Here is a 13,125-nt window from a genome sequence, read left to right as displayed (position 1 = left end):
CCGGGTCAGCGGTTCTGGTAACGGCCATGCTTGCCATGGGCTGGCATGGCCTGATTACCGCGCTCGGCGATCATCTGCTGCAGCCTTACCAACTCGATGCCCTGGCTTTTCAGGCGGGGCAGTTGCTGTTCGAGTACCGCCAGGGTTTGCGGGTATGGGTGGCCGATCAGTACCGCCGAGCCTTGCTTGTGCGCCAGGGCGACGCCTTGCTGCAATTGTGCGGCAATGGCTTCAGGGGTGCGCACGTCGTCGAGGAATACATCCCGTGAAACATGGGCCAGGCCTTCGGCCTGCGCCTGGGCTGCGGCGACCGTAGCTGCGCTGGTACGGCTGTCGACGAAGAACAGGTGCCGGCGCTGCAGTTCACCCATCAACCAAGTCATTGGCTCGCGCTGGGCGGTCATGCGGCTGCCCATATGGTTGTTGATACCCGCAGCGTACGGCACTTTGGTTAAGGCCGCGTCCAGGCGCCGCGCCAGCTCTTCGATGGCGATCCCTGGGTGCCAGGCGTAGGGCCCGGTGGCTGGGTCCATGGGCATGTGCAGGATCACCGTCTTGCCGGCCTTGTGGGCCTGGCGGGCGAAGTCAGTGGCATGCGGGGTATCGGGCATGATCGCCATGGTCACCGGCCCTGGCAGGGCGAGTGTGCGGGTGTCACGCTCGGTGTTCTGGCCCAGATCGTCGATGATGATGCTCAGGTAAGCCTTGCCGGCCGGTGCCGCTTGCGCAGCACCGGCCATCAGGCAGAACAGAATACACAGCAGATAACGCATGGGTTGGGTCAGTCACCCTTGGTGATGTTCAGGCCCTTGAGCAAGCTCAGCGCCTGGCTCAGCTGATAGTCGCTGTCCTGCGGGCGGTCCTGGCGCTTGGCCTTGCTGCTGCCGGTCGGGCGGTCGGCGCCACCGTTGCCGTTGCCCAGGTGACCCTGCAGGTCGGCTTCCTTGAAGGTGTCGTTGTCATTGTCGCTGGCATCGGCGGTGAGCTTGGCCTGACGAACTTCGATATCGGGCACGATACCTTGTGCCTGGATCGAGCGGCCGTTGGGGGTGTAATACAGCGCGGTGGTCAGCTTGAGCGCACGATCGTTGGCCAATGGCAGTACGGTCTGTACCGAACCCTTACCGAAGCTGTCGGTGCCCATCAGTACGCCGCGCTTGTGGTCCTGCAGGGCGCCAGCGACGATCTCCGAGGCCGAGGCGCTGCCACCGTTGATCAGCACCACCAGCGGAACACCTTCGCTGGCGTCGGCCGGGTCGGCAGAGAAGCGCAGCTCGGAGTTGGCGATCCGGCCCTTGGTGTAGACGATAAGGCCCTTGGTGAGGAAGTGGTCGGCCACTTCCACGGCCGCCTGCAGCACGCCACCTGGGTTGTTGCGCAGGTCGAGGATCACCCCGCGCAGCTTCTTGCCGTTGTCCTTGCGCAGCTTGGTCAGGGCTTTGCCGACTTCATCGCCGGTCTTGACCTGGAACTGGGTGATGCGGATGTAGCCATAGCCGCTTTCGAGCAGTTGGCTTTTCACGCTTTTGACCTGAATGACCGCGCGGGCAAGGGTTACATCGAACGGGCTGCCGCCGTCGCGCACCAGGGTCAGGGTAATCTTGTCGCCAACCTTGCCACGCATCTTGTCGACCGCTTCGGTCATGGTCTGGCCGCGGGTGGGGGCGCCGTTGATCTTGACGATCAGGTCACCGGCCTGGACCCCGGCGCGGGAAGCCGGGGTGTCGTCGATTGGCGACACCACTTTGATCATGCCATCTTCCTGGCCCACCTCGATGCCAAGGCCGCCGAATTCACCGCTGGTGCTTTCCTGCAGCTCCTGGAAGTCCTCAGGGCCAAGGTAGGCCGAGTGCGGGTCGAGGTTGCTGAGCATGCCTTTGATGGCATTTTCCAGCAGGGTCTTGTCGTCCACCGGTTCGACATAGGCGGCTTTGATGCGGTCCATGACCTCGGCGAAGGTGCGTAGCTCCTCCAGCGGCAGCGGGGCCTTGGCGGTCACCTCGGTGACGGGCATCGCGGCGGATTTGGCGGGTGCTTTCGCCGGCTCCGCGGCGCAGGCCAGGGGCGCACCGATCGCCAGGGCGATGGTCAGGGCCAGCTGGGTGAGGCGAGGCGAGTGCAGCATGTCGAACGAACTCCTGATCCTGTAAGCGCTCCCTGGGGAGCATCGGTGCGGCGCCTGGCGCTATACCGTTTGTTGTGTGTCAGCCGCGGCACCATTGTGCTGGGTCGGTCGGCCGGCCCTGCTGGCGGATGGCGAAGTACAACCCTGCACTGTCCTGGCCACCGCTGTCGCCAACGGTGGAAATGGCTTCGCCGGCCTTGACGATGTCGCCGGCGCTCTTGAGCAGGCTCTGATTATGGCCGTACAGGCTCAGGTAACCATTGCCATGGTCGAGAATGACCAGAAGTCCAGCGCCACGCAACCAGTCGGCGAACACCACTCGCCCGCCATGCACGGCGTGCACTTGCGTGCCGGGGTTGGCGCTGATCATCACCCCGTCCCACTTGGCTCGGGCATCATTGCCGCGGGCATCGCCAAAGCGTGCCAGCAGTCGACCGTTGACTGGCCAAGGAAGTTTTCCCCGTGCAGCAGAAAATGCACCGCCATAGCTGGCGCCATCACTGGAAACCATCGGGCCGAGGGTGGTGCGAGCCTTTTTCGGCGGCTCGGCATCGTCTTTGTCGGCCCGTGCGGCCAAGGCTTCTTGCTGCCGGCGCTTCTCGGCCTCCTGCTGGGCGAGCAGGGCCTTCTGCCGCGCTTGCTCGGCTTCGCGGGCCTGGCGGGCCAGGGTTTCTTCGATGGTCTTGAGCACTTTGGCCAGATCCGCCTGGTCCTGCTGGCGGGCCTGCAGTTTCTGGTCGCCGCTTTTCACGTCGTTGTTGAGCTTGGCCAGCACCTGCTGACGCTTGCTGCGTTCGGCGTCCAGGGCCTGGCGGCGAGTGTCGAGGTCGGCGCGCTGGGCCAACAGTTGTTCCTGCTGGCGGGAGATGTCCTGCTCGACATTGGCCAACTGGCGCAGGGTTTCGTTGAAGGCCTTGAGCTGGTCCAGGCGGGCTTTGCTCAGATAGTCGTAGTAAGTCAGGGTGCGGGCGAACTTCTCAGGGTTCTGCTGGTTGAGCAGTAACTTGAGGTATTCCTCGCGGCCGTTGTTCTGGTAGGCCGAGCGAGCTTGTATAGCGATCAGCCGTTGCTGTTCAACGCGGGCGCTCTGGAGTTTTTTTTTCTCGGTATCAAGGCGCTCCAGCTCGCCCTCGGTCTTTTTTAGTTCTTGTTGCAGGGCCTCCACCTGCTTCTCCAGGTTACCGATGTCGGTTTCGGTGGCCTTGAGGTCTTTTTGCACTCCGGCTTTTTCTTCCTGCAGCTTGCTTAGCGTCTTTTTGAGCTCGGCAATGTCCTGGCGGGTGGCATCCAGTTGCTGCTGGGTCTGTGCGCGCTCATCGGCGAAGGCCGGGCTGAGCAGGCAGGACAGGGCTAAGGGGATCAGGGCGCGTAGCATGGGGTTCGGCGTACCAGGGATGAAGACTGGCCTAGTATGGAGCAGCGGCAAGCGCCAAGCTACCTGCGGCAAGAAAAAGCGAGCAATGGCAGGCCTGATCTTGCCGCGTGCAGCTGGCAGCGTTAGGCGTCGAGCAGGATCGAGGTGCCGGTCATTTCAGCCGGTTTTTCCAGGCCCAGCAGCTTCAGCATGGTTGGCGCCACGTCGGCCAGTACCCCGCCTTCGCGGACCTTGACCTTGCGTTTGCCGACATAGATGAACGGCACCGGCTCACTGGTGTGCGCGGTGTGGGCCTGGCCTGTGCAGGCGTCTTCCATCTGTTCGACGTTGCCGTGGTCGGCGGTGATCAGGGCCTCGCCACCGACCTTCTCCAGCGCCTGAACGATGCGCCCGACACAGGTGTCCAGGGCTTCGACAGCCTTGACTGCAGCGTCGAAGACACCGGTGTGGCCGACCATGTCGCCGTTGGCATAGTTGGCCACGATCACGTCGAAACGCTGCTGCTCGATGGCTTCGACGATGCGGTCGGTCACTTCAGGCGCATTCATCTGCGGCTGCAGGTCGTAGGTGGCAACCTTCGGCGATGGGATCAGGATGCGCTCTTCGCCTTCGAATGGCTCTTCGCGGCCGCCGGAGAAGAAGAACGTGACGTGTGCGTACTTCTCGGTTTCGGCGATACGCAGCTGAGTCTTGCCGTTTTTCGCCAGGTACTCACCCAGCACGTTGTCCAGGCTGGACGGTGCAAAGGCGGCCGGAGCGGCAATTTTGGCCGAGTACTGAGTCAGGCCGATGTAGGCGGCCATCTTTGGCAGGCGCGCCCGTGGGAACTCGTTGAAGTCCGGTTCGACGAAGGCACGCGACAGCTCACGAGCACGGTCGGCGCGGAAGTTCATGAAGATCACCGCATCGCCGTCTTCGACCTTGACCGGTGCGCCGATGCGCGTGGCCTTGACGAATTCATCGTTCTCCTCGCGGGCGTAGGCCGCTTCCAGGCCTGCCAATGCGGTGTCGGCGCTGTAGTCGGCCACGCTGTCGACGATCAGGTTGTAGGCCGCGCTGACGCGGTCCCAGCGGTTATCCCGGTCCATCGCAAAGTAACGGCCGATCAGGCTGGCGATGCGGCCCTTGCCGAGCTTGGCGAAAGTCGCGTCGAGCAGTTCGATCGACGACTGCGCGCTGCGTGGCGGGGTATCGCGGCCGTCGAGGAAGGCGTGCAGGTAGATGTTCTCGGCGCCACGCTGGGCGGCCAGTTCGGCCATGGCGACCAGGTGGTCCTGGTGGCTGTGCACGCCACCGTCGGACAGCAGGCCGAGGATATGCACGGCCTTGCCGGCGCCGACTGCCTTGTCCACCGCGCCACTTAGCACGGGGTTTTCGAAGAATTCGCCATCGCGGATGGCCTTGGTCACGCGGGTGAAGTCCTGATAGACGACGCGCCCGGCGCCGAGGTTCATGTGGCCGACTTCAGAGTTGCCCATTTGCCCATCTGGCAAGCCGACATCCATCCCGGAGCCGGAAATCAGGCCATGCGGCTGGGTGGCGCGCAGACGGTCGTAGACCGGGGTGTTGGCGGCGTAAATGGCGTTGAATTCGTGGCTTTCGCTATGGCCGAATCCATCCAGGATGATCAGGACCAGGGGTTTGGGCGTGCTCGTCATCAATCAAACTCACGGTTGTTCAAAGATGATAAAGACACGCATTTTAGGGCAAATGCGCCATCTGCGGCGAATAATCGTCCTGCCACCCGACCGGCGCAGGCCTGCAGCAACATGAACCTACCTTTACCACCGGCCCATCGGGCTTTGGTGGCACAGGGGGGCTGTGTATACTGGCCGGCATTTTCAATCGCCTGGAACACCGCTGATGGTTGCTCACCTGATTCAATTCGCGACAGATCACTACATCCTGGTGGCGATCTTCGTGATTCTGCTGGTTGCCTTGCTCGTCAACGAACTGCGCCGTGGTGGCCAGAGCCTGAGCAATGGCCAACTGACCGCGCTGGTCAATGCCGAGCAGGCACTGATCATCGACATTCGCCCGTCCAAGGAGTACTCGGCCGGCCACATCGTCGGTGCGCTGAACATTCCACAGGACAAAGTTGCCAGCCGCATGACCGAGCTGGAAAAACACAAGGCCAAGACCCTGATCGTCGTCGACGCGATGGGCCAGCAGTCCGGCGCGGTCTGCGGCGAGCTGATCAAGGCTGGTTTCACCGCCGCCAAGCTCAGCGGTGGCGTTTCCAGCTGGAAAGCCGATAACCTGCCCTTGGTGAAGTGATATGAAGCCTGTCATCGTCTATTCCAGCGACTATTGCCCCTACTGCATGCGCGCCAAGCACCTGCTCCAGAGCAAGGGCGTGGCCTTCGAGGAAATCAAGGTTGACGGCAAGCCGCAGGTGCGTGCCGAAATGAGCCAGAAGGCGGGCCGTACCTCCGTGCCGCAGATCTGGATCGGCAGTACCCACGTCGGTGGATGCGATGACCTTTACGCCCTGGAGCGCGCCGGCAAGCTCGACGCGCTGCTGGCGCCCTGACTTGCCCTGCATTCAAAACCATTAGGATAAGGATCTGCCATGACTGACCAACAGACCAACGGCGCTGCTGCAGAAGACAACAGCCCGCAGTTCTCCATGCAGCGCATCTACGTGCGTGACCTGTCGTTCGAAGCCCCGAAAAGCCCGCAGATCTTCCGTCAGACCTGGGAGCCGAGCGTTGCCCTGGACCTGAACACCAAGCAGAAGGCCCTGGAGGGTGACTTCCACGAGGTGGTGCTGACCCTTTCGGTTACCGTGAAGAACGGTGACGAAGTCGCATTCATCGCTGAGGTTCAGCAGGCCGGTATCTTCCTGATCAAGAACCTCGACGCTTCGTCGATGAGCCACACCCTCGGCGCGTTCTGCCCGAACATCCTGTTCCCGTACGCCCGTGAAACCCTGGACAGCCTGGTGACCCGCGGCTCGTTCCCGGCCCTGATGCTGTCGCCGGTCAATTTCGACGCCCTGTACGCTCAAGAGCTGCAGCGCATGCAGGAAACTGGCGAAACGCCTACCGTGCAGTAATCCTGCCGGTATCGAAAAAGCGCTCCTTGGAGCGCTTTTTTAATGCCTGTGCCGGCCTGTTCGCGGGCTAACGGTCAGCTCCCGGCAAACCCATTCTGCCGCCAGGCTTCATAGACGGTCACCGCCACGGTATTGGACAGGTTAAGGCTCCGGCACCCTGGCCGCATCGGCAGGCGCAAGCGCTGTTGCGCTGGCAGGCTATTCAGGACTTCTGCCGGCAGGCCTCGGCTCTCAGGCCCGAACAAAAATGCATCCCCTGGCTGATAAGCCACCTCATCGAAAGGGTGCGAACCCTTGGTGGTGAAGGCGAACAGGCGCGGGTTGCCCAGGCTTTTCAGGCATTGAGCCAGGCTCTGGTGGCGCTTGAGCGTGGCATACTCGTGGTAGTCCAGCCCTGCCCGGCGCAGGCGCTTGTCGTCGAGTTCGAAGCTGATTGGCTCGATCAGATGCAGGGCACAACCGCTGTTGGCGCACAGGCGGATGATGTTGCCGGTATTGGGCGGAATTTCTGGTTGAAAAAGGATGACGTGAAACATGCACGGCTCCAAACGTGAAGATGACGAGCATTCTACCCTCGAACCGGACCTGCGTTCGAAGGCCTGGCCGCGGATGCTGCTTTCCCTGGCGCTGTTTGGCGTGCTGGTGGGCCTGATGATCGGGCGCCTGACGGCCCCGGATGAGCGTGTACTGGAGCAGGTCGAGGTGGTACAGGGTGGCCTGGACCTGTGGTTCAACGAAGCCCCCAAGCTGCATGGCGAAAATGTCGAGGGCACCGTGGCTGTGCTGTTTGAGGCCCAAGGCAAAGCTCAGCGCGGTCAATTGGACTTGCAGGGCAAGCCGGTGGGCTGGCGTTTGCAGGACAGCGACAAGGGGCTGTTACTGACACTGATTGCCGCGCGCCCCCTGCACGGTGAATGGGCCGGTGCAGAGGACGCTGGGCGTTGGCGGGTGCAGGTGAGGCTGCACGAATAAAAGAGGGGATTCCCGGCCTGCCTGTACCGAGGTCCCCAAAGGGGGCTACTGCGTATTAAAGAGGGGATGGCCCGGCCTGCCTGTACCGAGGTCCCCGAAAACGGCTACTGCGAATAAAAGAGGGGTCACCCGGCCTGCCTGTACCAGGGCCCCCGAAACTGGGTATGTACCTACCATTGCAGGTGGCGTGCCAGTTTTGCAAAACCCGTGATTACTGGGCCTTGAGGGCAATTTGGCCGTTTTTACAGGGGGTTTGTGCCTTGGTGAGGTGCATCGGGCACAGCAACGGTGCATCACGGGGCAAAAACGACTAAGGCCGCGAAGCGGCCTTAGTGAGTTCACGGACGAAGCGCTGGGTCAGTGGTCGTCACCTTCTTCGTCATCCCCGCCATCTACATTCATCCCCAACTCTTTGATCTTGCGGGTCAAGGTATTGCGGCCCCAGCCCAGCAGCAGTGCCGCATCGCGACGGCGCCCGGCGGTGTGCTTGAGTGCGGTCTCGATCATGATGCGCTCAAAGCTGGGCACTGCGCTGTCGAGCAAGTTCGACTGGCCGCGGGCCAAGGCTTGGTCGGCCCACTGGCGCAGGGCCTGTTCCCAGTTGGTCACCGGCGCAGCATCCTGCGGCAGGTTCAACAGCTCCGGCGGCAGGTCGCCAATCAGCACTTCGCGGCTGGAGGCCATCACGGTGATCCAGCGGCAGGTGTTCTCCAACTGACGCACGTTGCCCGGCCATGGCAAGTTGCGGATGAACTCTTCGGTTTCTGGCTTGAGCAGTTTCGGCTCGACCGCCAGCTCCTGTGCGGCACGGCCCAGGAAATGACGGGCCAGTGCCGGAATGTCCTCGCGGCGGTCTGCCAGGCGGGGGATATGGATGCGGATCACATTGAGGCGGTGGAACAAGTCTTCGCGGAACTTGCCAGCAGTTACCAGTGACTCCAGGTTCTGGTGGGTTGCGGCGATGATTCGCACGTCGACCTTCACCGGCACATGCCCGCCCACGCGATAGAACTCGCCATCGGCCAGCACTCGCAGCAAGCGGGTTTGGGTGTCGGCCGGCATGTCACCGATTTCGTCGAGGAACAGCGTGCCGCCGTCGGCTTGCTCGAAGCGCCCGCGACGCAGGTTGGCCGCGCCGGTGAATGCGCCTTTTTCATGGCCGAACAGCTCGGACTCCATCAAGTCCTTCGGAATGGCCGCCATGTTCAGCGCAATGAACGGCGATGCGGCACGTGGGCTGTGCCGGTGCAGGGCATGCGCCACCAGCTCTTTACCCGTACCGGATTCGCCGTTGATCAGCACGGTGATGTTGGAGTGGCTCAGGCGACCGATGGCTCTGAACACCTCCTGCATGGCCGGCGCTTCGCCGATGATTTCCGGGGTGCGAGCCAGCGTTGGGGGTACATCCAGGCCTTGCTGTTCCTGAGCGTGCTGATTGGCGCGCTTGACCAAAGACACCGCTTCGTCGACGTCGAATGGCTTGGGCAGGTATTCGAAGGCGCCGCCCTGATAGGACGCCACAGCGCTGTCCAGGTCGGAATGGGCGGTCATGATGATGACCGGCAGCCGGGGGTGTTGTTCGCGAATCTGCGCCAGCAGGTCGAGGCCGCTGGCGCCGGGCATGCGAATGTCAGAGATGATCACATCCGGTTGCTGGCGAGCCAGGCGGCCCATCACACCATCGGCGCTGTCGAAGCTCTGGGTGGTCATGCCTTCCTGTTGCAGGGCTTTTTCCAGGACCCAGCGGATGGAGCGATCATCATCGACGATCCATACGGTTTCACTTCGGCTCATGAGGCGTTGGCTCCTTGTTCCAAGGGCAGGAAGATCGAGAAGGCGGTGTGCCCTGCGTGGCTTTCGCACTCGATCAGGCCCTGGTGCTGGCTAATGATGTTCTGGGTAATGGCCAAGCCGAGGCCGGTGCCGTCCGGGCGCCCGCTGACCATGGGGTAGAAAAGCGTGTCTTGCAGTTCCGAGGGGATACCCGGGCCGTTGTCGATGATCTCGATCCGCGCCGCCAGGCGATGGCGCACGTGGCCGATGGTGAACTGACGCACGGCGCGGCTGCGCAGGGTGATGCGGCCCAGGCGCAGCTCGTTCTGCGAACTGATCGCCTGCATGGCGTTACGCACGATGTTCAGGACTGCCTGGATCATCTGTTCACGATCGATCAGCACATCCGGCAGGCTTGGGTCATAGTCGCGCACCAAAGTGATGCAGCCCTGGCTTTCGGCATCGACCAGGCTGCAGACCCGTTCGAGCACTTCGTGAATGTTGGTCATTGCCAGGGACGGCAGCTTGTTCGAGCCAAGCATGCGGTCGACCAGGTTGCGCAGACGGTCGGCCTCTTCGATGATCACGTTGGTGTAGTCGCGCAGCCCCTCTTCGGGTAGCTCGCGAGCGAGTAATTGCGCGGCGCCGCGGATGCCGCCAAGCGGGTTCTTGATCTCGTGAGCCAGGCCCCGCACCAGCATCTTGGTGGTTTCCTGCTTGCTCAGCTGGGCCTCTTCCTTGGTGATGCGCAACAGGCGGTCGCGCGGGTGAACCTCCAGCAGGAGCAAGGTATTGCCTTGGTGCAGGATGGGCGTCACGGCGTAGTCGACAGTGATGGTCTGCCCGGTCAATGACGTCAGCTGCGCTTCACGCTTGGTGAACGGGTGCGCGTGCTCCACCGCCTGGCGCAATGAGTTGAGCGCTTCGGTCGATTCGGTGAACAGTTCACTGATGAACTGCCCATGGCTGCGCTGGCCGCTGACTGCAAGCAGCATTTCTGCGGCCGGGTTCATGTACTCCAGGCGCAGTTCCGCATTGAGCAGGAGCGTGGCGGTGGTCAGGTTGTCCAGAAGCAGACGGTGCTGTGCATCGCTGATGGTCATAAGGCGTCGTCGACCTCTTTTGGCACTTGTCGGGCAGGCTGCGGCCATTGGCCGGGCGCGCGGTGGAACCGCTGATGCCAGTCTCTGCCCAAGAAACTGCAAGAAACAAACCAAGGCTCCGAAAAGAAGCGGAATTTACTGATAACGGCCTGAATATGCGCATATTCGGACCAGAATGCCCTGATAAATCGATTCCGGTGAACCGTTTTGGGGTACAAACCGGCTCACTCGCAGATTTCATGCACCAATATAGAGCATAGGTGGTTCAGGGTGTGTCGCACAGCTGGCCAGTTGCGCGGATCAGAGCCTGCTGAGTCAGGTGGTCCACAGGGCGGCCGGCCACGGCCTTGGCTAACTCGGCGGCGCAGTTTTGCGGTTTGCCCATGTCGAAGTCGGCCAGTTGCCTGAGCAAGGCGCTCTGTAGCTGGTCCAGTTGGGGGCGGATCTGCCGTTGCAGGTCGCTGCGCGGCTCGTCTGGTGCTGCGCCCACGCGTTGCCAGTGGAAAAGCAGTGTGTACTGCACCAGTTTGTTGGCCTCGATCTGGTCAGCGAAGAACGCCTCGGCGCGCTCTGCAGCCAGGCCATATTCAGGTGCGGCCGCCCGCACATTGGCCACTACTTGCCGTTCACGGGTGCTGGCCTGAACAGGTTGGCCGTTGTCCCACTTGTGCAAGGCGACCGCTTGCGCCAAATCCAGGCGACGCTCGATGGTTTCGAGCAGTGGGCCGAAGGCGGGGTGGTTTGGTTCTGATGCCGCGCAGCCGGTGATAACAAGGCTGGCGGTTGCCACAAGCAAGGGTGTACGCATGCTGAACCTCCTTTGAATGAAGGTCCGAGTGTGCAGAAGCTAGGCTGGGCTGCGGGTAGGAGCCTTCCGAAGTTTCTGAAGGCAGAAACAGAAACGGCCTCCCGAGGGAGGCCGTATCGATCAGCTTATCGACGCCAGGCGCCGATCAGATCAGCAGCTGTAGTACAGCTCGTATTCCAGCGGGTGCACGAAAGTACGGACCTTGATTTCTTCTTCGCTCTTCAGCTCGATGAAGGCATCGATGAAGTCGTCGGAGAACACGCCGCCCTTGGTCAGGAACGCACGGCCTTTATCCAGTTCTTCCAGAGCCTCTTTCAGGCTGCCGCAAACTTGCGGGATGTCCTTGGCTTCTTCTGGCGGCAGGTCGTACAGGTTCTTGTCGGCAGCATCGCCTGGGTGAATCTTGTTCTGGATGCCATCCAAGCCAGCCATCAGCAGGGCAGCGAAGGCCAGGTATGGGTTAGCCGATGGGTCCGGGAAGCGGGCTTCGATACGGCGGGCTTTCGGGCTGCCGACGTAAGGAATACGGATCGAGGCGGAACGGTTGCGAGCCGAGTAGGCCAGCATTACCGGGGCTTCGAAGCCTGGAACCAGACGCTTGTAGGAGTTGGTCGATGGGTTGGTGAAGCCGTTCAGGGCCTTACCGTGCTTGATGATACCGCCGATGAAGTACAGAGCGGTTTCCGAAAGGCCGGCATAGCCTTCACCGGCGAAGGTGTTCTTGCCTTCTTTCCAGATCGACATGTGTACGTGCATGCCCGAGCCGTTGTCACCGTACAGTGGCTTAGGCATGAAGGTAGCGGTACGGCCGTAAGCGTCGGCAACGTTGTGCACGACGTATTTCAGTGCCTGAACTTCGTCAGCCTTCTTCACCAGGGTGTTGAACTTGACGCCGATTTCGTTCTGGCCGGCAGTCGCCACTTCGTGGTGGTGAACTTCAACGGTCTGGCCCATTTCTTCCAGCGCGTTGCACATGGCAGTACGGATTTCGTGGTCGTGGTCGAACGGCGGAACTGGGAAGTAGCCGCCTTTGACGCCCGGACGGTGGCCTTTGTTGCCGCCTTCTACGTCAGCGCCGGTCATCCACGAGCCTTGCTCGGAGAAGATCTTGAACATCGAGCCGGAGATGTCCGACTGGAACTTCACTTCGTCGAAGATGAAGAATTCTGGCTCTGGGCCAGCGAATACGGTGTCACCGATGCCAGTGCTCTTGAGGTACTCTTCGGCGCGCTTGGCGATCGCACGTGGGTCGCGATCGTAGCCCTGCATGCTCGACGGGTCGACGATGTCGCAGGTGATGATCAGGGTCGGCTCTTCGGTGAACGGGTCCAGAACGGCGGTTTCATCGACCGGCATCAGGATCATGTCGGATGCTTCGATGCCTTTCCAGCCAGCGATGGAGGAACCGTCGAACATCTTGCCGACTTCGAAGAAGTCTTCGTCCAGGCCATCACGCGCCGGCATGGTCACGTGGTGCTGGGTGCCTTTGGTGTCCGTGAAACGCAGATCAATCCACTTGACGTCATGATCTTTGATGAGTTGAACCGACTTCGACATGTTGTCCTCCGGATGGTCTAGAGCGCGGTAGGCCGCCGCCCTGGAAAAAGGGTGTTGCTGGGCGCGGATAGTCGGCCAAGCGTACCTGCCTCACAAGGGAGCAAATTGCATGCCAGTGCCCGAAAATGGCGAGGGTGGGATAAAAAGGGGCGTTTGCGGGCATTTGGTGGCGGGCTTGCGGGTAATGATGCACGGTTTTGATGCGTTTTTTGTTAGGTGCGCACTGTTGTGGTGCTCGGCGTTGTTGTTGTGGTGCGTTTGCGATCGAGCGCCGCCCGCGCGGCGCATCGCGGGCTGCGCTCGCTCCTACGTTTGTTTCGGGCCAATTGATCCTGTGGGATTTGCGCGCGGACG

13 protein-coding genes are annotated in these 13,125 nt (G+C 61.7%); 4 read left to right on the top strand and 9 right to left on the bottom strand.

The features are described 5' to 3' along the window. Window positions 1–5: 5 nt before the first annotated feature. From ACK59H_RS10470 to gpmI, 4 genes are all read right to left on the bottom strand, one after another. Complete coding sequence (locus ACK59H_RS10470; protein WP_409264433.1) at window positions 6–773, bottom strand: divergent polysaccharide deacetylase family protein; 768 nt, start codon at window positions 771–773, stop codon at window positions 6–8. An 8-nt stretch (window positions 774–781) separates the two neighbouring features. After that, complete coding sequence (locus tag ACK59H_RS10465) at window positions 782–2,125, bottom strand: S41 family peptidase (protein ID WP_060480438.1); 1,344 nt, start codon at window positions 2,123–2,125, stop codon at window positions 782–784. 79 nt (window positions 2,126–2,204) lie between these two features. Beyond that, window positions 2,205–3,500, bottom strand: a complete 1,296-nt coding sequence (locus tag ACK59H_RS10460) for a murein hydrolase activator EnvC (protein WP_060480437.1) — start codon at window positions 3,498–3,500, stop codon at window positions 2,205–2,207. Between the two features lie 122 nt (window positions 3,501–3,622). After that, on the bottom strand, window positions 3,623–5,158 hold the full coding sequence (gpmI, locus tag ACK59H_RS10455; protein ID WP_207937352.1) for a 2,3-bisphosphoglycerate-independent phosphoglycerate mutase: 1,536 nt from the start codon (window positions 5,156–5,158) through the stop codon (window positions 3,623–3,625). A gap of 205 nt (window positions 5,159–5,363) precedes the next feature. Between gpmI and ACK59H_RS10450 the strand changes: the two genes are divergently transcribed. The 3 genes from ACK59H_RS10450 to secB are packed head-to-tail and all read left to right on the top strand — an operon-like array spanning window position 5,364 to window position 6,558. Next, window positions 5,364–5,777, top strand: a complete 414-nt coding sequence (locus ACK59H_RS10450; RefSeq protein WP_409264432.1) for a rhodanese-like domain-containing protein — start codon at window positions 5,364–5,366, stop codon at window positions 5,775–5,777. Between the two features lies 1 nt (window position 5,778). Beyond that, the gene (grxC, locus tag ACK59H_RS10445; RefSeq protein WP_060480434.1) at window positions 5,779–6,033 is read left to right on the top strand and encodes a glutaredoxin 3; all 255 of its coding nucleotides are present in this window, start codon (window positions 5,779–5,781) and stop codon (window positions 6,031–6,033) included. A gap of 39 nt (window positions 6,034–6,072) precedes the next feature. Beyond that, window positions 6,073–6,558 carry a protein-export chaperone SecB gene (gene secB / locus ACK59H_RS10440; protein WP_060480433.1) on the top strand — a complete coding sequence of 162 codons (486 nt, stop codon included), beginning with the start codon at window positions 6,073–6,075 and terminating at the stop codon, window positions 6,556–6,558. 74 nt (window positions 6,559–6,632) lie between these two features. Here secB and trmL read toward each other — a convergent pair whose 3' ends face one another. Beyond that, the gene (trmL, locus tag ACK59H_RS10435; RefSeq protein WP_409264431.1) at window positions 6,633–7,094 is read right to left on the bottom strand and encodes a tRNA (uridine(34)/cytosine(34)/5-carboxymethylaminomethyluridine(34)-2'-O)-methyltransferase TrmL; all 462 of its coding nucleotides are present in this window, start codon (window positions 7,092–7,094) and stop codon (window positions 6,633–6,635) included. Between trmL and ACK59H_RS10430 the strand changes: the two genes are divergently transcribed. Next, a complete protein-coding gene (locus ACK59H_RS10430; RefSeq protein WP_350492326.1) occupies window positions 7,093–7,530 on the top strand; it encodes a hypothetical protein in 438 nt (145 codons plus the stop codon). The genes trmL and ACK59H_RS10430 overlap by 2 nt on opposite strands. Before the next feature lie 357 nt (window positions 7,531–7,887). Here the strand turns inward: ACK59H_RS10430 and ntrC are convergent, their stop codons facing one another. From ntrC to glnA, 4 genes are all read right to left on the bottom strand, one after another. Then, complete coding sequence (gene ntrC / locus ACK59H_RS10425) at window positions 7,888–9,324, bottom strand: nitrogen regulation protein NR(I) (protein ID WP_261744307.1); 1,437 nt, start codon at window positions 9,322–9,324, stop codon at window positions 7,888–7,890. Next, entirely contained in the window at window positions 9,321–10,406 is a 1,086-nt protein-coding gene (gene glnL / locus ACK59H_RS10420) for a nitrogen regulation protein NR(II) (RefSeq protein ID WP_186476293.1), read from the bottom strand. The genes ntrC and glnL overlap by 4 nt, the downstream gene beginning before the upstream one ends. 265 nt (window positions 10,407–10,671) lie before the next feature. After that, entirely contained in the window at window positions 10,672–11,214 is a 543-nt protein-coding gene (locus ACK59H_RS10415) for a chorismate mutase (protein ID WP_409264430.1), read from the bottom strand. A 150-nt stretch (window positions 11,215–11,364) separates the two neighbouring features. Beyond that, entirely contained in the window at window positions 11,365–12,771 is a 1,407-nt protein-coding gene (glnA, locus tag ACK59H_RS10410) for a type I glutamate--ammonia ligase (RefSeq protein ID WP_060480427.1), read from the bottom strand. Window positions 12,772–13,125: the final 354 nt, after the last annotated feature.

This window comes from Pseudomonas sp. KCJK9000, from assembly GCF_046230725.1.
Lineage (GTDB): Bacteria > Pseudomonadota > Gammaproteobacteria > Pseudomonadales > Pseudomonadaceae > Aquipseudomonas > Aquipseudomonas promysalinigenes.
Note: the sequence above shows the minus strand (reverse complement) of the source record. Positions and strands in the feature narration are given on the sequence as shown.